The sequence below is a fragment of the Siculibacillus lacustris genome, from assembly GCF_004328075.1.
Taxonomy (GTDB): Bacteria; Pseudomonadota; Alphaproteobacteria; order Rhizobiales; family Ancalomicrobiaceae; genus Siculibacillus; species Siculibacillus lacustris.
The window spans coordinates 64466-83286 of sequence record NZ_SJFN01000014.1; the positions used below are offsets into that span (position 1 = coordinate 64466).

20 protein-coding genes and 1 tRNA gene are annotated in these 18821 nt (G+C 69.0%); 11 read left to right on the top strand and 10 right to left on the bottom strand.

What is annotated here, in order from left to right; genetic code table 11:
* Positions 1-3: 3 nt before the first annotated feature.
* Genes EYW49_RS11015 through EYW49_RS11030 form a run of 4 tightly spaced genes read left to right on the top strand, consistent with a single transcriptional unit; the run spans position 4 to position 3726 of the window.
* Complete coding sequence (locus EYW49_RS11015; RefSeq protein ID WP_131309547.1) at positions 4-1020, top strand: ABC transporter permease; 1017 nt, start codon at positions 4-6, stop codon at positions 1018-1020.
* Positions 1021-1031: 11 nt separating this feature from the next.
* Entirely contained in the window at positions 1032-2069 is a 1038-nt protein-coding gene (locus EYW49_RS11020; protein WP_131309549.1) for an ABC transporter permease, read from the top strand.
* A 53-nt stretch (positions 2070-2122) separates the two neighbouring features.
* Positions 2123-3121: a dihydroxyacetone kinase subunit DhaK gene (locus tag EYW49_RS11025; RefSeq protein ID WP_131309551.1), complete on the top strand. Its 999-nt coding sequence runs from the start codon at positions 2123-2125 to the stop codon at positions 3119-3121.
* 2 nt (positions 3122-3123) lie between these two features.
* Positions 3124-3726, top strand: coding sequence for a dihydroxyacetone kinase family protein (locus tag EYW49_RS11030; RefSeq protein ID WP_131309553.1), 603 nt, complete (start codon positions 3124-3126; stop codon positions 3724-3726).
* A 110-nt stretch (positions 3727-3836) separates the two neighbouring features.
* On the opposite strand, the gene EYW49_RS11035 is transcribed toward EYW49_RS11030, so the two are convergent.
* The 3 genes from EYW49_RS11035 to EYW49_RS11045 form a co-directional block, all read right to left on the bottom strand.
* The gene (locus tag EYW49_RS11035) at positions 3837-4220 is read right to left on the bottom strand and encodes a hypothetical protein (protein WP_131309555.1); all 384 of its coding nucleotides are present in this window, start codon (positions 4218-4220) and stop codon (positions 3837-3839) included.
* A 110-nt stretch (positions 4221-4330) separates the two neighbouring features.
* Positions 4331-4741, bottom strand: coding sequence for a nickel-responsive transcriptional regulator NikR (gene nikR, locus EYW49_RS11040; RefSeq protein ID WP_131309557.1), 411 nt, complete (start codon positions 4739-4741; stop codon positions 4331-4333).
* A gap of 85 nt (positions 4742-4826) precedes the next feature.
* Positions 4827-5603 (bottom strand): FadR/GntR family transcriptional regulator, encoded by a 777-nt coding sequence (locus EYW49_RS11045; RefSeq protein WP_165498209.1) that lies wholly within the window; start codon positions 5601-5603, stop codon positions 4827-4829.
* Positions 5604-5868: 265 nt separating this feature from the next.
* Between EYW49_RS11045 and EYW49_RS11050 the strand changes: the two genes are divergently transcribed.
* The 6 genes from EYW49_RS11050 to uxaC all read left to right on the top strand — a co-directional run bounded on the left by EYW49_RS11050 (position 5869) and on the right by uxaC (position 11773).
* Entirely contained in the window at positions 5869-7176 is a 1308-nt protein-coding gene (locus EYW49_RS11050; protein ID WP_131309561.1) for an MFS transporter, read from the top strand.
* A 169-nt stretch (positions 7177-7345) separates the two neighbouring features.
* A complete protein-coding gene (locus tag EYW49_RS11055; RefSeq protein WP_131309563.1) occupies positions 7346-7999 on the top strand; it encodes an RraA family protein in 654 nt (217 codons plus the stop codon).
* A 13-nt stretch (positions 8000-8012) separates the two neighbouring features.
* On the top strand, positions 8013-8342 hold the full coding sequence (locus EYW49_RS11060; protein ID WP_131309565.1) for a UxaA family hydrolase: 330 nt from the start codon (positions 8013-8015) through the stop codon (positions 8340-8342).
* Complete coding sequence (locus tag EYW49_RS11065; protein WP_131309567.1) at positions 8335-9549, top strand: UxaA family hydrolase; 1215 nt, start codon at positions 8335-8337, stop codon at positions 9547-9549. The genes EYW49_RS11060 and EYW49_RS11065 overlap by 8 nt, the downstream gene beginning before the upstream one ends.
* The gene (locus EYW49_RS11070) at positions 9546-10319 is read left to right on the top strand and encodes an SDR family NAD(P)-dependent oxidoreductase (RefSeq protein ID WP_131309569.1); all 774 of its coding nucleotides are present in this window, start codon (positions 9546-9548) and stop codon (positions 10317-10319) included. The genes EYW49_RS11065 and EYW49_RS11070 overlap by 4 nt, the downstream gene beginning before the upstream one ends.
* A 35-nt stretch (positions 10320-10354) precedes the next feature.
* Positions 10355-11773: a glucuronate isomerase gene (gene uxaC / locus EYW49_RS11075; RefSeq protein ID WP_131309571.1), complete on the top strand. Its 1419-nt coding sequence runs from the start codon at positions 10355-10357 to the stop codon at positions 11771-11773.
* A 186-nt stretch (positions 11774-11959) separates the two neighbouring features.
* Here uxaC and EYW49_RS11080 read toward each other — a convergent pair.
* A tRNA-Ile gene (locus EYW49_RS11080) sits at positions 11960-12035 on the bottom strand.
* A 734-nt stretch (positions 12036-12769) separates the two neighbouring features.
* Here EYW49_RS11080 and EYW49_RS11085 point away from each other — a divergent pair.
* On the top strand, positions 12770-13327 hold the full coding sequence (locus EYW49_RS11085; RefSeq protein WP_131309573.1) for a septal ring lytic transglycosylase RlpA family protein: 558 nt from the start codon (positions 12770-12772) through the stop codon (positions 13325-13327).
* 83 nt (positions 13328-13410) lie between these two features.
* On the opposite strand, the gene EYW49_RS11090 is transcribed toward EYW49_RS11085, so the two are convergent.
* The 6 genes from EYW49_RS11090 to rpoD all read right to left on the bottom strand — a co-directional run bounded on the left by EYW49_RS11090 (position 13411) and on the right by rpoD (position 18703).
* Positions 13411-14022, bottom strand: a complete 612-nt coding sequence (locus EYW49_RS11090) for a LysE family translocator (protein ID WP_131309575.1) — start codon at positions 14020-14022, stop codon at positions 13411-13413.
* 59 nt (positions 14023-14081) lie between these two features.
* Positions 14082-14420, bottom strand: a complete 339-nt coding sequence (locus EYW49_RS11095; RefSeq protein WP_206365448.1) for an acyl-CoA thioesterase — start codon at positions 14418-14420, stop codon at positions 14082-14084.
* Positions 14421-14603: 183 nt separating this feature from the next.
* Positions 14604-15470: an urea carboxylase-associated family protein gene (locus EYW49_RS11100; protein ID WP_131309579.1), complete on the bottom strand. Its 867-nt coding sequence runs from the start codon at positions 15468-15470 to the stop codon at positions 14604-14606.
* A 128-nt stretch (positions 15471-15598) separates the two neighbouring features.
* A complete protein-coding gene (locus tag EYW49_RS11105) occupies positions 15599-15895 on the bottom strand; it encodes an HlyU family transcriptional regulator (protein ID WP_131309581.1) in 297 nt (98 codons plus the stop codon).
* Between the two features lie 15 nt (positions 15896-15910).
* Positions 15911-16579 carry a hypothetical protein gene (locus tag EYW49_RS11110; RefSeq protein WP_131309583.1) on the bottom strand — a complete coding sequence of 223 codons (669 nt, stop codon included), beginning with the start codon at positions 16577-16579 and terminating at the stop codon, positions 15911-15913.
* 138 nt (positions 16580-16717) lie between these two features.
* Entirely contained in the window at positions 16718-18703 is a 1986-nt protein-coding gene (rpoD, locus tag EYW49_RS11115) for an RNA polymerase sigma factor RpoD (protein WP_131309585.1), read from the bottom strand.
* Positions 18704-18821 lie beyond the last annotated feature (118 nt).

Genomic DNA, 18821 nt, shown 5'->3' on the forward strand with positions numbered 1-18821 from the left:
CCGATGCCCGGCACGTCCCGCCCCTCGCTCCTCGCCCGGATCGACTTCGGTCGCAACGAGACCCTGTTGGTCCTGGTGATTCTCGCCTTCTCGGCGGTCACCGCGCTGGTCGCGCCGAGCTTCCTGTCGCTGCCGACCCTGTTCGATCTGCTGCGCAACTCGATCGTCATGGGCATCTTCGCCATCGGCGTGCTGTTGGTGCTGATCTCCGGCGGCATCGACGTCAGCTTCACCGGCATCGCGGTGTTCTCGCTCTACACCACCACCCTGATCCTCACCCGCCTCGGCGTGCCGGTGCCGTGGTGGGCGGCGTTCCTGCTGTCGATCGCCATCGGCACGGCGCTCGGTCTGGTCAACGCCCTGTTCATCGCCGGCTTCGGTCTGCCGACCCTGATCGTCACCCTCGGCACCCTGTCGGTGATCCGCGGCGTATTGCTCACCTTCGTCGGCTCGACCCTGATCTCCAATCTGCCGGTGGGCCTCAAGGAATTCGCCCGTCTGGTGATGATCCGCGGCACCACCGCGGAGGGCTATTTCTTCTCGCTGCCCTGGGCCTTCGCGGCGCTGGTCGGCGTCGTCGCCGTGACCTGGGTGCTGCTCCAGTACACCACCCTCGGCCGCTCGATCTTCGCGATCGGCGGCTCGCCGGAGAGCGCCCGGCGCATCGGCATCCCGGTGCGCGCCGTCCAGACCTTCGTCTATGCCTATGTCGGCGCGCTCGCCGGTCTCGCCGGCATCATCCACGCCTCGCTCGCACGCGTCGCCAATCCCTTCGATCTGGTCGGGCTCGAAATGTCGGTGATCGCCGCGGTGGTCCTCGGCGGCGCCCGGCTGGCCGGCGGCTACGGCACCATCACCGGCACGCTGCTCGGCGTCGTGCTCATCGTGCTCGTCAACACCAGCCTGATCCTGCTCGGTATTCCCTCGACTTGGCAGATGGTGGTGATCGGCGCTCTGATATTGGTCGGCACCGGTGTCCCCGCCTGGCAGGCGCGCCGGACCGCGCTGCGGGCAGGGTGAAGGAGATGGCCATGAACGAGCCCCTCGACGGCGCCGGACCGACCCCCGATGCCACGCTGCGGCGGACCGCCTCGCCGACGTTCCGCCTCCTCGCCTCGCCGATCGGTCGCCTGGCGGTGATCACCGTGCTGATCTTCGTCGCCCTGGCGCTGCTCGCGCCCTCGCGCTTCGTCTCGGTCGGCAATCTGACCTCGATGGCCTTCCAGTTTCCGGAGTTCGCATTGTTGTCGCTGGCGATGATGCTGGCGATGTTGACCGGCGGCATCGACCTGTCGGTGGTCGGCATCGCCAATCTCTCGGCGATTCTCGCCGGCCTCGCCCTCCACGCCGCCGGCCCCGAGGCCTCGGCCGGCACCGCGACCCTGGCGATCGGCGCGGCGATCGTCGTGTCGCTCGCCGTCGGCGCGGTCTGCGGGGTGATCAACGGCCTGACCATCGGCCGTTTCGCCCTGCCGCCGATCCTCGCCACCCTCGGCTCGGGCCTGATCTACACCGGCCTCGGCGTCGCCATCACCGGCGGCAGCGCCGTGCTCGGCTTCCCGGCCGCCTTCGCGATCATCGGCAACGGCAGCCTCGGGATCGTGCCGGTGCCGCTGATCCTGTTCGCCGTCGCCGCCGTCGGCGTCGCCTTCCTGCTCGGCCGCACCGCCTACGGCATCCGCATCGAACTGCTCGGCACCAACCCGCTCGCCAGCCGCTTCGCCGGCATCGACGACTTCATGGTGACCGTGAAGACCTACGTGCTGTCGGGCATGCTCGCCGCGCTCGCCGGCCTCGTGGTGATGAGCCGCGCCAATTCCGCCAAGGCCGACTACGGCTCGTCCTACATGCTGCTGTCGATCCTGATCTGCGTGCTCGGCGGCATCAATCCGAACGGTGGCTTCGGCAAGGTCTCCGGTCTGGTGCTGGCGGTGCTGTCGCTGCAGTTCCTGTCGAGTGGGCTCAACATGTTGCAGGTCTCCAACTTCGCCCGCGAGTTCATCTGGGGCGGCCTGCTGCTGATCGTCATGGTCGTCAACACCTTCGAACTCGTCCGCCACCGTCGCTGAACCACAAGAATGCCGGGAGCGAACCCCGGCCGTCCAACCACAGGAAACGTCCCATGAAGAAGATCCTCAACGACCCCTACTCTTACGTCGACGAACTGCTGGAGGGGCTGGTCGCCGCCCATCCCGAATATTACCGCCGCCTCGGCGCCAACGGCCGCGTCATCGCCCGCGCCGGCACGCCGAAGCCCGGCAAGGTCGGCATCGTCACCGGCGGCGGTTCCGGCCATCTGCCGGTGTTCACCGGCTACGTCGGCCCCGGCCTGCTCGACGCCTGCGCGGTCGGCGACGTCTTCGCTTCGCCGAGCGTCGATCAGATGGCCGACTCGATCCGTGCGGCCAATGCCGGCGCCGGCGTGCTCCGCCTCTACGGCAACTACGGCGGCGACATCATGAACTTCGACATGGCCGGCGACGTGGTCGAGATGGAGGACATCCGGACCACCACGGTGATCGTCGCCGACGACGTCGCCTCGGCCCCGACCGCCGAAGCCCACAAGCGCCGCGGCGTCGCCGGCATGGTCTACGCCTTCAAGATCGCCGGCGCGGCCGCCGAAGCCGGGCTCGATCTCGACGCCGTCACCGAGGTGGCGCAGGCCGCGGCGGACGCCTGCCGCTCGGTCGGCGTGGCGCTGACTCCCTGCGTCGTGCCGCAGGCCGGCAAGCCGACCTTCTCGATCGGCGAGAACGAGATGGAGATCGGCATGGGTATCCATGGCGAGCCGGGCGTGCGCATCGGACCGCTGGTCGGCGCCGACGCCATCGCCGACGAGATGCTCGACATCCTCCTCGCCGACCGCCCGGTCGAGAAGGGCGAACGGCTGTCGGTGATGGTCAACTCGCTCGGCGCCACCCCGCCGGAAGAGCTCTACATCCTCTATCGCCGGGTCAAGGCCCGCATCGACGCCGCCGGCGGCACCATCGTCATGCCGCTGATCGGCCGCTACGCCACCTCGATGGAGATGACCGGCGTGTCCTTCACCCTGTGCCGCCTCGACCCGCGCCTGGAAGGCTACCTCACCGCGCCGGCCGCCTGCGCCTTCTGGAGAGTGTGACGATGACCTTGACCAGAGCCGAACTCGCCGCCGGCCTCGGCCGCATCGCCGACCACATGGAGATCGTCGCCGACGAGCTCAACACCCTCGACGGCCAGCTCGGCGACGGCGATCTCGGCATCACCATGGTGCGCGGCGGCCGCGAGGTGAAGGCGATCCTCGGCGAGCTGCCGCCGGAGATCGGCGAAGCGCTGATGAAGGTCGCCCAGGCCTTCACCCGTGTCTCCGGATCGAGCTACGGCACCCTCGTCGCCTCGGGCCTGATGGCTGCGGCCAAGCTGACCCGCGGCCGCACCGAAGTGCCGTGGACCGAGATGTCGGCGCTGCTCGCCGCCGCCTTCGAGCAGATGCGCAGCCGCGGCAAGGCCTCGCTCGGCGACAAGACGGTGCTCGACACCCTCGATGCCGCCGCAAGGGCCACCGCCGGTCTCGACGATCCCCATGCGATCCTCGCCGCGGCGCGCACCGCGGTCACCGAGACCATGGCGACCTGCCGCACCTGGCCGGCCAAGATCGGCCGCGCCCGGATCTTCGCGGAAAAGAGCGTCGGCCTCGACGATCCCGGCCAGCTCGCGCTGCTGCGCGTCCTCGAAGGGCTCGGCTGAGCCTGCATGAGACGACACGACGACGCCGGCGCGGAGCCCCCTCCGGCCGGCGTCGGCATTTCGGACCGCGGCCCCGGCGGCGAAACGCCGCGGGACAGACGCGGCGCGGGTCAGAACGGCTTGACGGTCATGACCCCATAGGCGGCGAGCAGCAGCAGGCCCTGGACCGCCACCCCGGCGACCACCGTGTCGCGCCGGCCGACCACCAGCGCCCGGCGCGCCCGCGCCCCGGCGACGCCGTGACCGATGATCGCCACCAGACCGAACCACGGATAGAGCGCCGCCGGGGCGGTGCCGAGCACCACCACCACGAGCCCGGTCAGCCCGGCGAGACCGGTCGTCGCCATCGCCGCGACATAGGACAGACGGTGGAGCCGCCCGAGCCCGCCGCTGGCGAGCGGCGTGAACAGGGCCGCGGCGGCCCAGCCGACGGTGGCGAGGACGGCGAGCATGGCGAGCCCCCGATGGGCTTCGATCAGAGCGTGGGGTGACATGGGCGACCTCGTTGGCGATGTCCCGATTCCTCGGGAAACTACGGATGGCGACCTTATCCGGTTCGGATCGGTTCGCCATCCCCATCGCGATGAAGGCGTGGCCGAACCGGTCAGTCGGCGCCGGTCTTCGGCACCACCACCAGCCGACCGTTCTTCACTCCGCGCTCGGCGGTGATCCGTTCGGAAAAGGCCCGGACCTCGGTGGTCGCCCCCTCGAGCAGGGCCACCTGCACGAAACGGTCGGCGTCGAGCGGCCGCTGCAGTGTCGTCACGACGAGATCGCGGCGCTCGAGCTGCGCCGCGGCGAGGCGCTTGGGCAATTCGCGGGTGTCGGGCTCGTAGACGTAGACCAGCAGCGCCAGACAGTCGCGGGTCTCGTCGACCCCCTCGCCGGCCTGCACCAACCCGGCCCGGGCGAGGTCGCGCAGCGCCTCGGAGCGGTTGGAATAGCCGCGCGACTCCATGAACCGGTCGATCTCGCCCATCAGATCGTCGTCGAAGGTCACGGTCAGTCGCTGCACGGTGGCGTCTCCCCGAGGCGCGCGCCCCGATCGCCCGATCCTATCCGATCGCGCCGCGCCGTCGAGGCGGCATCGTCGCCACCGCTCAGGCGCCCGAAGTCGGCCCGTCGCCGCCGGGCGCCTGCGCCGTGGTGGCGAACATCACCCGGATGGCGTTGTCGAAATGCTGGGCCATCGCGGTGCTCGCCGCCGCCGGATCGCCGGCGACCACCGCCGCGACGATCTCCTCGTGCAGTTGCTGCACCCGGTTCAACTCGGGCGTCTCGGCCCAGCGCTCGATGCCGATCATCATCGACGTCTGGAAGATCTGCCGGAAGGCCTCGACCAGCATCAGATAGAGCGGATTGTCGGCGGCTTCGGCCAAGGTCAGATGCAGGCGCATGTCGAGCGTGGTGTAGGCCACGACGTCGTCGAGCTTGCCGGCCATCTCGGCGACGATCGCCTCCAGCGCCGCGGCAGTCTCCGGCGTGCAGCGCTCGGCGGCGACCGCGACCATGGCGATCTCGATGCCGCGCCGCATCTCCATGACGTGACCGACGTCGGCCTGACCGATCAGCACGGCGTTCTCGATGACGTTGCGCAAGGTCGCGCCGTCGAGCGGGCTGACCGTCGCGCGCTTGCCGACCGCCATCTCGATCAGACCGGTGGCGGCGAGCGTCCGCATCGCCTCGCGGACGATCGGTCGGCTGATGCCGAGACTGGCGCCGATCACCGATTCGCTGGGCAGCCGCGATCCCGGTCGCAACCGGTGGGCGGCGATGTGGTCGCGCAGGTAGGCGACCACCTGATCGGCGCGCGATTCCCCGCCTTCGCGGCGGGCGGGCGCCGAGTCCTCGGAGGGGGTCTTGATGGGTTCGAGCACGCGATGAATTCCCTGTCGTTGTGCGATCGCCATCCGAACCCGAGCCGCCGCCGATCGCAAGCCCTCTCCTCGGAGTTTAGCGCAGACCAACCGTCGCGGAGATAGATGAATTACCAACTTGCCTGACAGGTTGGGACGGCCTAGAGATCAAACCTGTCATACAGCCTTTGGCGCCACCGGACTCGGATCCCCCGTGAGACCGCCTCCCGTTCGGCGAGCGCCGCCAGGAAACAAGATCTCAAGATCGAACGACAGGGAGTCTGAAATGTCTCGAATCGAGAGTCTGGCGCCATCCGGCCTCACCGCCAAGGTGGTCGAGAAAGTTGGACACTACAGATGGACGATCTGCGCCCTTCTGTTCTTTTCGACCACCATCAACTACATGGATCGCCAGGTTCTCGGTCTCCTGAAACCGCTCTTGATGAAGGATCTGGTGTGGACCGAGACCGATTTCGGTGACATCGTCGCGGCCTTCTCCCTGATGTATGCGCTCGGCTACGTCGGCATGGGCCGCTTCATGGACAAGGTCGGCGTCAAGATCGGCCTGCCGATCGCCGTCGTCGGCTGGTCGATCTTCGCCTGCCTGCAGGGCCTGATGTCGACCGTCCTCGGCTTCAAGGTCGCCCGCGGCGGCCTCGGCCTGATGGAAGGCGGCAACTTCCCGGCGTCGATCAGCACCATCCGCGAATGGTTCCCGGCCAAGGAGCGGGCGCTGGCGACCGGCCTGTTCAACGCCGGCTCCAACATCGGCGCGGTGGTCACGCCGATCATCCTGCCGCTGATCGTCGCCCTGGTCGGCTGGCAGCTCGCCTTCATCGTCGTCGGCGCCCTCGGCTTCATCTGGGTGGTGGCCTGGGGCATCCTCTATGAGCACCCCGAGCAGCAGAAGCTGCTGTCGGCCGCCGAGCTGGCCTATGTCCGCTCCGACCCGATCATCGCCGAGACCAAGGTTCCGTGGCTGTCGCTGCTGACCTATCGCGGCACCTGGGCCTATCTGGTCGGCATGTTGATGTCGAGCCCGGTGTGGTGGTTCTATCTCAACTGGGTTCCGGGCTATCTGAACAAGCAGTACGGCGTCAATCTGATGGCCGCCATGGCGCCGCTGGTCACCATCTACTTCCTCGCCGACGTCGGTTCGATCGGTGGCGGCTGGATCTCCTCGCATCTGATCAAGGGCGGCATGCGCACCCTCCGGGCCCGCCGCATCGCCATGTTCTGCATGGCCGGCTGCGTGGTGCCGGTGGCGCTGGTGTCGCAGGTCTCCAACATGTGGGCGGCGGTGCTGCTCATCAGCCTCGCGGCCGCCGCCCATCAGGGCTTCGCCGCCAACCTCTACACCATCGTCTCCGACACCATCCCGGCCAACGCCGTCTCGTCGGTGGTCGGCATCGGCGGCTTCGCCGCCGGCATCGCCGGCATGTTCGTGGCGCTGGCCGTCGGCCGCATTCTCGACGCCACCGGCGGCAACTACATGGTCCTGTTCGTCGGGGCCTCGGTGATGTACCCGACCGCGGTGTTCATCATGCACCTGATCCTGCCCAAATACGCCCGTACCGAAGCCGGTACGGAGTGACCGCGACGGCGGCGGACGGAGGGGATACCCTCGGTCCGTCGCCCCGGACGGCGGTGGCGCGACCCCCGGGGCGCCGCCGATCCGCCCTCATCCCCCCTGCCCGCGATCCGGGAGGGGAGCGGCGCGGCACCGATGCGACCCGCCGGCCTCTGCAATCCATGGAGTCGACATGACCGATACGGAACTCTTCGCCCTCGTGAAGTCCGAGCTCTACACCCCGGTGGTCGGCGACATCCTCGACGACCTCGGCCTGTTCCATCAGTTCCTGCCCCAGCCGATCCAGCCGATGCGCGAGACGATGAAGCTGGTCGGCCGCGCCATGCCGGTGGTGATGATCGACGTCTACGGCCGCCAGGAAGAGCCCTTCGGCAAGCTCACCGAGGCGCTCGACCAGTTGCAGCCCGGCGAGATCTATCTGGCCAGCGGCGGCGACATGCGCTGCGCCTATTGGGGCGAGATCCTCACCGCCACTTCCCGCACCCGCGGCGCCGCCGGCGCGGTGATCAACGGTTTCCATCGCGACACGCCGCAGGTGCTCGAACAGGACTGGCCGGTGTTCAGCCGCGGCCGCTTCGCCCAGGATTCCGGCGTGCGCACCAAGGTCGTCGACTACCGCTGCCCGATCGAGGTCGGGTCGGTGTGGATCGAGCCGGGCGATCTGGTGTTCGGCGATCTCGACGGCGTGCTGGTGGTGCCCAAGCGCCACGAGGCCGAAGTGATCGAGCGGGCGCTGACCAAGGCGCGCGGCGAGAAACTGGTGCGCAAGGAGATCGAAGCCGGTCTGTCGTCGACCGACGCCTTCCGCAAATACGGGATCCTGTGAGGTGGAGGCGACCATGGCGATCGTGGCCTTCCGGATCCATACGCACGACAACGTCGCCACCTTGCTCGCCGACGCCCCCGCCGGGCCGATCGCCGTGCAGGGCGGCGGCACGACCGACGCCGTGACCGCCAACGAGCCGATCGAACTCGGTCACAAGGTCGCGCTCGCCGACATCGCCGAGGGGGCGACGGTGGTCAAGTTCGGCGTCGCCATCGGCCTCGCGAGCCGACCGATCCGCCGTGGCGACTGGGTCCATCTCCACAATTGCCGCAGTGCCTTCGACGCCCGCTCGGGCACCCTCGATCTCCACACCGGCGCCGCCACGGACACCCGCTATGAATGACTTGCGCGAAACCACCTGGACCGGCCACCTGCGCGGCGACGGGCGCAAGGGCATCCGCAATCTGGTGCTGGTGATCTACACCGTCGAATGCGCCGCCCATGTCGCCCAGGCGATCGCCGCCGGCGAGCCCGACACCCAGGTGATCGGCTTCCCCGGCTGCTACGACAACCCTTACGCGATCCGCCTGATCCTGTCGCTCGCCCGCCACCCCAACGTCGGGGCGGTGCTGGCGGTCGGACTCGGCTGCGAATACACCCAGCCGGCCCGCATCGCCGACGTGGTCGAGCGCAGCGGCCGCCCCGCCGCGTCGTTCTTCATCCAGGACGTCGGCGGCACCCGCAGCTCGATCGACAAGGGCAAGGCGATCGTCGCCGACCTGCGCGCCCAGATCGCCCGCGAAGTGCCGCGGGTGCCGATGGGCTTCGCCGATCTCACCATCGGCTGCGAATGCGGCGGCTCGGACGGCACCTCGGGCCTGGTCGGCAACCCGACCGTCGGCGCCTTCTTCGACCGTCTGGTCGATGCCGGCGGGACGGCGATCGTCGAGGAGATCGTCGAGATGATCGGGCTTTCCGACATCATCTTCGACCGCGCCGTCGACGTCCGCGCCCGCGGCGAGCTCGAGACGGCCTATGCCAAGGCCGTGCGCTACTGCCAGGAGGTGCGCCAATATTCGGTGTCGCCGGGCAACTTCGCCGGCGGCCTCACCACCATCGAGGAAAAGAGCATGGGAGCCTTCGCCAAGAGCGGCTCCCGGCCGATCCAGGGGGTGATCAAGGTCGGCGAGACGCCGCCGTGGCCGGGCCTGTGGGTGATGGACAGCGTGCCCGACCCGCATTTCATGGGCTTCGGCTACACCAATCCCAACGACACCGAAGGGATCATGGACCTGATCAGCGGCGGCTCCCAGGTGGTGCTGTTCGTCACCGGTCGCGGCAGCGTCATCGGCTCGCCGGTCGCACCCCTGGTCAAGGTCACCGGCAACAGCCGCACCTACCGGCGGATGATCGAGGACATGGACTTCGACGCCGGCCGGGTGCTGACCGGGGCGGTCTCCCTCGACGCCGCCGCCCTCGAACTCGCCGACATGATCGGCGCCGTCGCCGCCGGCGCCCAGAGCCGCCCCGAGGCGCTCGGGCACCGCGAATATTTCGTGATGTACAAGCATCAGGATGAACCCCAAACGAGACGGGAATGCGAGAAATGAGCGAAGATCAAGCGAGCCGCGTGTTCCGCCTCGACGGCGAGGTGGCGCTGATCACCGGCGGCGGCAGCGGCCTCGGCCTCGCCGTGGCGCAGTGCATGGCCGCGGCCGGCGCGCGCGTGGTGGTGGTCGGCCGGCGCGAGGCGCCACTCGCCGAAGCCTGCGCGGCGATCGGCCCTTCGGCGTCCTACGAGGTCGCCGACATCACCGAATTCGACAAGGTCGAGGCGCTGGTCGCGCGGGTCCGCGAGCGGGTCGGGCCGATTTCGATCCTGGTCAACAACGCCGGCGTGCACCTGAAGAAATGGGCGGTCGACACCACCGTCGAAGCCTTCGCCGAAGTCATGAACACCCACGTGCTGGCCGCCCACAACCTGACCCGCCACGTCCTGCCCGGCATGATCGCGGCCCGCCACGGCTCGGTGCTGTTCACCGCCTCGATGACCTCGCTGATCGGCATGACCCAGGTGATCGCCTATTCGGCGGCCAAATCCGCCTATCTCGGCATGGTCCGCGCGCTGTCGTCGGAAGTCGCCGAGCACGGCGTGCGGGTCAACGCCGTCGCCCCCGGCTGGATCGAGTCGCCGATGCTGCGCAAGGCGCTGGCCGGCGACGAGAAGCGCACCGCCAAGATCCTGTCGCGCACCCCGATGGGCCGCTTCGGCGAGCCCGACGACATCGGCTGGGCGGCGGTGTTCCTGTCGTCGCCGGCCGCCCGCTTCGTCACCGGCGTGCTGCTGCCGGTCGACGGCGGCGCCAGCCAGGGCTTCTGAGGCGTTCTCCACTCCAAGAGGAATCGGTTTCCGTCATGTCCCGTCCGCTCACGCTCCATCCCGACCGGTTGCTGCCGGCCGATCCGACCACCCGTGCCGCCGCCCGCACCCTCTACGAGTCGGTCGCGAAGCTGCCGATCGTCAGCCCGCACGGCCACACCAACCCGGCGTGGTACGCCGAGAACCAGCCCTTCGCCGATCCGGCGAGCCTGTTCATCGTCCCGGACCACTACGTCTTCCGGATGCTCTACAGCCAGGGCGTCAAGATGGAGGACCTCGGCGTGCCGCGCATCGACGGCGGCAGAATCGAGACCGATCCGCGCCGCATCTGGCGCCGCTTCGCCGAGAACTTCCACGTCCTGCGCGGCACCCCCAGCGCCATGTGGCTGGCCCACGCCTTCCACGAGGTGCTCGGCATCGACGAGCGGCTGGAGGCCGGCAACGCCGACGCCATCTACGACCACATCGACGCCTGCCTGAAGCGCCCCGAGTTCCGCCCCCGCGCGCTCTTCGAGCGCTTCGGCATCGAGGTCCTGTCGACCACCGAGACGCCCCTCGACGATCTGCGCCACCACCGGGCGATCGCCGCCAGCGGCTGGACCGGCCGGGTGGTCACCGCCTTCCGCCCGGACATCGTGTGCGATCCCGACATGCCGCGCTTCCACGCCGACGTCGCCGAGCTCGGCCGCATCACCGGCCGCGACGTCGCCTCGTGGGACGGCTATCTCGCGGCGCTGGCCGACCGTCGCCGCTATTTCATCGAATACGGCGGCTGCACCTCGACCGACCACGGCCATCCCACCGCCTTCACCGCCGACCTGCCCCGGCACGAGGCCGAGGCGCTGTTCCGGCGGATCATGGCCGGGGACGCCGCCCCCGACGACGTCGAACTGTTCCGCGGTCAGATGCTCACCGAGATGGCGGCGATGAGCCTCGTCGACGGCTTGGTGATGCAGATCCATCCCGGCGCGATGCGCAGCCAGAACGAGCTGGTCAAGCGGGTGTTCGGCGAGGCCAAGGGCGACGACTGGCCGTCGGCGACCGACTATGTCCACGATCTGAAGCCGCTGCTCGACCGCTTCGGCAACGAGCGCGACCTCACCATCATCCTGTTCACCCTCGACGAGACCACCTATTCGCGTGAGCTCGCGCCGCTCGCCGGCCACTATCCGGCGCTGAAGCTGGGGCCGGCGTGGTGGTTCCACGACAGCCCGGAAGGCATCCGCCGCTACCGCGAACAGGTCACCGAGACCGCCGGCTTCTACAACACCGTCGGCTTCAACGACGACACCCGCGCCTTCCTGTCGATCCCGGCGCGCCACGACGTCGCCCGCCGCATCGATTGCGGTTATCTCGGCCGCCTCGTCGCCGAGCACCGCATCGACATGGACGACGCCCTGGAGGTCGCCCACGACCTGACCTACCGGCTGGTCAAGAAGGCCTATCGCCTGTGATCGGACGGGCGGCCGGCGCCCTGCGCGTCGGTCGCCCGGTTGCCGCCGCGGCTCTCCCCCGAACGCCCGCCCGACCGCCGTCACCCCGGCCGCCGGCGCGGGCGTCGTCGCATAGGCGCGAGGGGATCGCCCCCGTCGCCCGCCCGCTCGCGCGAGCGCTGTGCCGTGATCGGATGGGAAGAACTCTGGTGGGCCCGGCAGGACTCGAACCTGCAACCAGACCGTTATGAGCGGCCAGCTCTGACCATTGAGCTACGGGCCCGGCGGGGGGCCGGCGCCAGCGTCGCGCGCCCTCCGAGTCGCGCCGTGCCTAGCATGAGCCCCCGGGGCCGACAAGGCCGTGCCACGCTGAGGACACTTTCTTCACCCACCGTCACGAGAACGACATCCCGCCCTCCGCCGCCGAGAAACGGCGAAAAGGGCGTCGAGAGTTCGCCGCGGAGCCTTCGAAAGGGTTTCGCCGGGCTCGGATCAGAGATTTCGGCCCCCGCACAGCGCGAGGGCCCGCAACGCGAGGGTACGGATTGGCGGCGAACGGAGAGGCGAGGATGCGAGATCCGGAGATCGAACGTCGTCGACGGCAGCCCGTCGTCGGCAGTGGCCATCGTCCGAGGGCGCTCTCCCCCTCCCGCGTCCTCGCGTCCGCCGAACCCGCCCGCCACCGCTCCACATCCTTCCGCGTCACGGCCCCTTCGGGTCCGATCGTCGCCCCCTAGGCGGGGCGACACACACGAGTTTCCGCCCACCGTCGGCCACAGGCCGCGGCCGGGGCGAAGGGAGCGCCGAGGCGCGCTCCGAGGCGCCGGCGGACGTCCGAATCGTCCGGTCCGGCCCAGAGCCGATGGATCCGCTCGTGGGTGTGCGACCCCGAGGACGGCCATCGACGAGACGGACGGCGACCATTCCCCGCGCGTGATGCCGGGTCGCCACCGTCGCCCATGGCACCGGGAAAGAAGGTCCGCGTGACCCGCCCGGCGCATCATCGGAGGGAATAGCATGACACTTCACAAAACCGGCGCCGCGTTGCGGCGAGGCGGAGCTTTGCGTCGCGCCTTCGTGGCCTCGAGCTTCGTGGCCTCCGGCTTCGTCGCCTGCGGCGCCTCTGCCGCCCTCGCCGGATCGCCCGGCCGCACAACGGTCGAAGGCATGGCCTCGTTCTACGGCCGCGAACACAACGGCGGGCCGACCGCTTCGGGCGAGCGCTTCGACATGCACGCCCTGACCGCCGCCCATCGCAGCGCCGCCTTCGGGTCTCGCCTGAAGGTCACCAATCTCGCCAACGGCCGCAGCGTCGTGGTCCGCGTCAACGATCGCGGACCCTTCGTGCGCTCGCGCATCATCGACGTGTCGCGCAGCGCCGCCGAAGCCCTCGGCTTCATCCGCTCCGGGGTCACCCGGGTGCGCCTCGAACCAGCCGCCACCGCCGAAGCCGAAACGGCGATCCGCGTCGCCGAAGCCGATCCGGCCCCGAGCGCGATCGTCTCCGACGCCCCCGGCCTCACCGACGTCGATCGTCTGCTGATCGAGCGCAATGCCCGCTCCACCGGCCACTGAGCCCCCGTGACACCGACCCACGACCCCGAGCCCCGCACCCCAGGTGCGGGGCTCTCGTGTCTCGAGGGGCGCGATCCGCGGCCTCAGCGCTCGGTGATCGCCAGTTTGGCCCCGAGCATCACGAAGGCGGCGGCGAACGACCGCCGGAGCCACGCCATCACCGCCGGGCGGCCGATCACCTGCGAGCGCATCGCGGCGGCGAAGGCGCCGTAGATCGCGAAGACCACGAAGGTGACGCCCATGAAGATCCCGCCGAGCGCCGCCATGGTGGCGAGCGGGTGAACATCCTCGGGCGCCATGAACTGGGGCAGGAAGGCGACGAAGAAGATCGACAGCTTCGGATTGAGCAGATTGACGACGATCCCGTCGATCACCACCCGGCCCGACGAGCGCCGGTCGTCGCCTGCCGCGACGGTGAGGCCGCCGCGTTCGCCGAGCGTGTGCCAGGCCATCCACAGGAGGTAGGCGACGCCGGCATATTTCACCACCGCGAAGGCCACCGCCGAGGCATGCAGCACCGCCGCCAGCCCGACCATCGCCGCGGCGAGATGGGGCAGGATGCCGAGCGTGCAGCCGAGAGCCGCGACGAGGCTCGCCCGCCGCCCCCGCGCCAGCCCGGCGGCCAGCGTATAGACGACGCCGGTGCCCGGCGAGGCGACGACGATCAGCGTGGTGACGAGGAATTCCCAGCTCATCTCGCGAACCTCCGGGAAAGGCCCGCACCGCCGCGGGCGGAAGACGGCCGCGCCGCCGATCAGTCGTCGGCCGGAATCACCCGCGGCCGGCCGGCGTCGTCGATCGCCACGAAGATGAAGGTGGCGTCGGTGACCTTCTCGCGCACATGGGTGAGGAAACGCTTCGACCAGGCTTCGATGTGGATCTTCATCGAGGTGCGCCCGACGCTCTCCACTTCGGTGTAGACGCAGAGCACGTCGCCGATCTTGACCGGCCGGTGGAAGGTCATGGCGTCGACCTTGACCGTCACCACCCGGCCCTTGGCCCGCTCGACCCCGGCGATGCCGCCGGCCGAGTCCATCTGGCTCAGCACCCAGCCGCCGAAGATGTCGCCGTTGGCGTTGGTGTCGGCGGGCATGGCAATCACTCGGACGGTCAGTTCGCCGCGCGGTTCGTCGGTGTTCACTTCACTGGCCACGATGACGTCCACCTCGGGTTGTCGTCGCCCCCCATGGTCGAGCGACGCAGGGTCAGGGGTAACACAGATCGGTTGCAGCCGAAATCGCCATCTCGGCGGCCTCGCCGCGCGCCGTTCCCCGGCTCACCCCGTCACCCCGTGGCTGCGCGGGTAGGGGTTGGCGACCGCCGGTGCCCAGCCGCGCAGCGCCTCGGGGCGCGGCCGCAGGATCTCGACGCGCAGGGGATGGCAGCGCACCGCATCGCTCGAATGGGTCGAGCCGCAATCGCCGCCCGGGCAGGCCGAAATCGCGCCCAGGAGATCGATCTCGGCGAAGATCTCCAGGAAATCCCCCGGCCGCACCGGGCTCGCCTTCATGAAATAGCGATGGGTGTCGGCCGTGAAGCCGGTGCACATGAAGACGTTGAGGACGTCGTGGACGAAGGGCTCGGCCTCGGCGAGGCTGCGCCCGGTCGCGCCCGCAAAGGCCCGGGTCAGGTTCGAATGGCAGCAGTGGTGATAGTCGGTGCCGGTCAGCAGGCGGTTGGTATAGGGATCGCAGCGCGTGCCGATTACGTCGTGGACCCCCGCCCCGTCGGCGTCGAACCCGTACCAGCCGAGCGTGTCGTGGAGGATCGTGGCGAGCGGCCTCAGATGCGGCAGATTGCTCCACAGCCGATCGCCGACCCCGACGTGAGTGCCGGCCAGCGCCCGCGTCTTGCCCGACCAGAAGTGCTCGGTCGGATCCGCGGCGTTCCACAGGTTCAGATCGCCGACCTGCGGCCCCTCGATCGACACCACCCGGAAGACGTGGCCGGCCGGCACCCGGAAGGCGCCGGCCTCGCGCGGCGGTACGATCACCTCGTCGATCGTCTCCATCCCCTCGCGGAGGCGGGCCAGGAAGGCGAAGTCGACCGGCGGCAGGTTCTCGACCGCATAGGTGACGACCGGCGGCATGGCGCGGCGGGCATCGGCATCGGGCGGCGGCGCGGGGCGCGTGAGGCGCGGCATGGGGGTCTCCGTGGAAGGCGGCGCGAGGGCGGGCCCCGAGCATGGCCGCCCCCTCCCCCGCCGGCAAGAGCCCTCGAGCGCGGAGAGGATCCTCCGGCGATGGCGCGGCGGGCTGGCAGGAGCGGACCTCAGCCGAAGATGCGGTCGCCCTGTTCGGCGATGATCAGGCGCGCCTTGACGAAGGCCATCTCGACCGCGGTGTCGACGTCGCCGAAGCGATCGGCGCGCACGAAGCGATATTCGCGCAGCGTGCCGTCGATCTCCTTGGCGATGACGCCGCACAATTGCCACTGACCGCCGTCCTTGAACGGCGTGGCGCGGATCACGTAGCCCTCGTGCTCGAGGCTCGCCGCGGCCTTCGGCGCCGCCGCACCCGCCTCGTCGGCACCGCCACCCAGGCCGAACAGTCGTTTCAGGAAGGACATGGGCAGGACCCCGAATTACATGGAAGGGCGCCGTTCGGCGCCACTCGGTTGTGTCCGAATGGAAAAGACACGGCCCGACGACATCTCCATGGAGATGCCGTAGGGATCCCACCGCCATAGGTCACCTTTGATCTCGGGTCCAGTACAGATTCTGGCCGGCGTCCCCAGAACATCGAGGGCGCGCTGGACCGGATCCCCCGGCCGTATCGATGAGAAGGCATGCGGCAGGGGGGATGCCCAACCCTCGCGCACCGCCGTCTCCTGCAGCGCCGTCACCCGGCCGCCGACGGACGAGACGACCCAATAGCCGACGGGTATCGGCTGGGCGGAGTCGCGGATGAGGTAGACGTCGACGTCCGCACCATCGTTTCGGAGAACCTTCCAGGGCGCGGTTCCGAGGGTCGGGGCAACCTGGTTCCGTTCCATGGCGATTTCCAGGGGCCCAATGCGATTGCAGGCATTTCCCAATCGCTCGAGGTTTCCCGACCCGATCCGATCGACGGTCTCTTTCGCGAGGGAACAGGCCAACGCCGGTCCGGTCCGCCGAAATTCCCCCGACTTGAACGGAACCGTCGTCGCGGGAACTCCCGCGTCGCGCCCTGACCGGCACTGAGGGTCGGCCTGTGCCGCCCCCGAACCGATCGCCAGCGCCATCGTCGCCGCAACCACCACGCCCGCGCGCATGCCACCGCCCCCCGGAGATGTCCTGCGGTGATGTAGGCGATGCGCTCAGAAATTGCAACGACGCCCCCCCTCGCCTCCGAAAACCGAAAAACCCCGGCCTTTCGACCGGGGTTTTTCGAAGTGGGCGTCGTCGCCGCCTCAGTTGTCCAGGAAGCTCCGCAGCTTCCGGCTGCGGCTCGGGTGCTTGAGCTTCCTGAGCGCCTTGGCTTCGATCTGGCGGATGCGTTCGCGGGTCACCGAGAACTGCTGGCCGACCTCTTCCAGCGTGTGATCGGTATTCATGCCGATGCCGAAGCGCATGCGCAGCACACGCTCCTCGCGCGGGGTCAGCGAGGCCAGAACCCGGGTCGTCGTCTCGCGCAGATTGCTCTGGATCGCCGCGTCGATCGGCAGAATGGCGTTCTTGTCCTCGATGAAGTCGCCGAGATGGCTGTCCTCCTCGTCGCCGATCGGGGTTTCGAGGCTGATCGGCTCCTTGGCGATCTTGAGGACCTTGCGGACCTTCTCGAGCGGCATGGCGAGCTTCTCGGCCAGTTCTTCCGGGGTCGGCTCGCGGCCGATCTCGTGCAGCATCTGGCGGCTCGTCCGCACGATCTTGTTGATCGTCTCGATCATGTGGACGGGAATGCGGATGGTGCGCGCCTGATCGGCGATCGAGCGGGTGATCGCCTGACGGATCCACCAGGTGGCATAGGTCGAGAACTTGTAGCCGCGGCGGTACTCGAACTTGTCGACGGCCTTCATCAGGCCGATGTTGCCCTCCTGGATCAGATCCAGGAACTGCAGACCACGATTGGTGTATTTCTTGGCGATCGAGATGACGAGACGCAGGTTGGCCTCGACCATCTCCTTCTTGGCCTGCCGGGCTTCGCGCTCGCCCTTCTGCACCATGTGGACGATGCGGCGGAACTCGACGATCTCGAGACCGGTCTCGGAGGCGAGATTCTGGATCGCTCCGCGGAACTCCTTGATCGTGTCGCCTTCGTTCTTGACGAAGTCGCGCCAGCCGCGCGTGCCGAGATTGGCGACGCGACGCAGCCAGTGCGGATCGAGCTCGGAGCCCTGGTAGTTCTTGAGGAAGTCCTCGCGGCCGACGCTGAAGGATTCGGCGAGACGCAGGAGGCGCCCCTCGAAGCCCATCAGCTTCTTGTTGATGTCGTAGAGCTGCTCGACCAGGCTGTCGATACGCGCCTGATTGAGCGACAGACCCTTCACCTCGGTGATCAGGTCGTCCTTGAGCTTCTTGTAGCGCCGCTCCTGGGAGGGCGACAGGGTCTCGTTCTTCAGCCGGCCTTCGACCAGCTGCTCCTGCAGGCGGTGCAACTTCTTGTAGTCGTCGGCGATCCGGTCGAAGGTCTCGAGCACCTTCGGCTTCAGCTCGGCTTCCATGGCCGACAGGGAGACGTTGCCCTCCATGTCGTCCTCGCCCTCTTCGCCCGTCTCGGGCTCGGGGACTTCTTCCTCGGTCTCGGCCGCGACTTCGTCGACCGGCACCATCGGCGGGCCGGCGTTCTTGCCGTCGGGCCCGGCGTAGGTCGCTTCGAGATCGATGATGTCGCGCAGCAGAATCTTGCCGTCGTTGAGTTCGTCGCGCCAGATGATCACCGCCTGGAGGGTCAGCGGGCTCTCGCACAGGCCGGCGATCATCGCCTCGCGGCCGGCTTCGATCCGCTTGGCGATGGCGATCTCGCCCTCGCGCGACAGGAGCTCGACCGAACCCATCTCGCGCAGGTACATGCGGACCGGATCGTCGGTGCGGTCGGCGGGCTCGCGGGCGGTGGTGGTGCGCGCCGGCACCGCCGAGGTCGTCTCGACCAGATCGGCGCTCTCCGGCTCGTCGTCCTCGGCCTTGGCCGCGCCCTCTTCCTGCTCCTCGGCCTCCTCCGTCTCGACGACGTTGATGCCCATCTCGTTGAGCATGGCGAGGATGTCCTCGATCTGCTCGGAGGCCACCTGCTCGGAGGGCAGCACGTCGTTGAGCTCGTCGTAGGTCACGAAGCCGCGCTTCTTGGCGAGCTTGATCATGCGCTTGACGGCGGCATCCGACAGATCGAGAAGCGGTCCGTCCTGGGTCTCCGGGACGACCACTTCGGTCTCTTCCTGCTCGCCCGTCTTCGTCGCCATGGAAAAGATCTCCTCGTGGAACCGGCCCCGCGCCGGGCATCGCCACCACCCCCGGGCGCCGGGAGGGGCGCGCGACGAAGGGGCGGAAGCAACGCTCGGAGCGAAGGTCCGAAAGGTT

Coding starts and splice junctions, on each gene's coding strand:
- EYW49_RS11015 (WP_131309547.1), top strand. CDS start 4: ATGCCCGGCACGTCCCGCCCCTCGCTCCTCGCCCGGATCGACTTCGGT.
- EYW49_RS11020 (WP_131309549.1), top strand. CDS start 1,032: ATGAACGAGCCCCTCGACGGCGCCGGACCGACCCCCGATGCCACGCTG.
- EYW49_RS11025 (WP_131309551.1), top strand. CDS start 2,123: ATGAAGAAGATCCTCAACGACCCCTACTCTTACGTCGACGAACTGCTG.
- EYW49_RS11030 (WP_131309553.1), top strand. CDS start 3,124: ATGACCTTGACCAGAGCCGAACTCGCCGCCGGCCTCGGCCGCATCGCC.
- EYW49_RS11035 (WP_131309555.1), bottom strand. CDS start 4,220: ATGTCACCCCACGCTCTGATCGAAGCCCATCGGGGGCTCGCCATGCTC.
- EYW49_RS11050 (WP_131309561.1), top strand. CDS start 5,869: ATGTCTCGAATCGAGAGTCTGGCGCCATCCGGCCTCACCGCCAAGGTG.
- EYW49_RS11055 (WP_131309563.1), top strand. CDS start 7,346: ATGACCGATACGGAACTCTTCGCCCTCGTGAAGTCCGAGCTCTACACC.
- EYW49_RS11060 (WP_131309565.1), top strand. CDS start 8,013: ATGGCGATCGTGGCCTTCCGGATCCATACGCACGACAACGTCGCCACC.
- EYW49_RS11065 (WP_131309567.1), top strand. CDS start 8,335: ATGAATGACTTGCGCGAAACCACCTGGACCGGCCACCTGCGCGGCGAC.
- EYW49_RS11070 (WP_131309569.1), top strand. CDS start 9,546: ATGAGCGAAGATCAAGCGAGCCGCGTGTTCCGCCTCGACGGCGAGGTG.
- uxaC (WP_131309571.1), top strand. CDS start 10,355: ATGTCCCGTCCGCTCACGCTCCATCCCGACCGGTTGCTGCCGGCCGAT.
- EYW49_RS11085 (WP_131309573.1), top strand. CDS start 12,770: ATGACACTTCACAAAACCGGCGCCGCGTTGCGGCGAGGCGGAGCTTTG.
- EYW49_RS11090 (WP_131309575.1), bottom strand. CDS start 14,022: ATGAGCTGGGAATTCCTCGTCACCACGCTGATCGTCGTCGCCTCGCCG.
- EYW49_RS11095 (WP_206365448.1), bottom strand. CDS start 14,420: ATGCCCGCCGACACCAACGCCAACGGCGACATCTTCGGCGGCTGGGTG.
- EYW49_RS11100 (WP_131309579.1), bottom strand. CDS start 15,470: ATGCCGCGCCTCACGCGCCCCGCGCCGCCGCCCGATGCCGATGCCCGC.
- EYW49_RS11105 (WP_131309581.1), bottom strand. CDS start 15,895: ATGTCCTTCCTGAAACGACTGTTCGGCCTGGGTGGCGGTGCCGACGAG.
- EYW49_RS11110 (WP_131309583.1), bottom strand. CDS start 16,579: ATGCGCGCGGGCGTGGTGGTTGCGGCGACGATGGCGCTGGCGATCGGT.
- rpoD (WP_131309585.1), bottom strand. CDS start 18,703: ATGGCGACGAAGACGGGCGAGCAGGAAGAGACCGAAGTGGTCGTCCCG.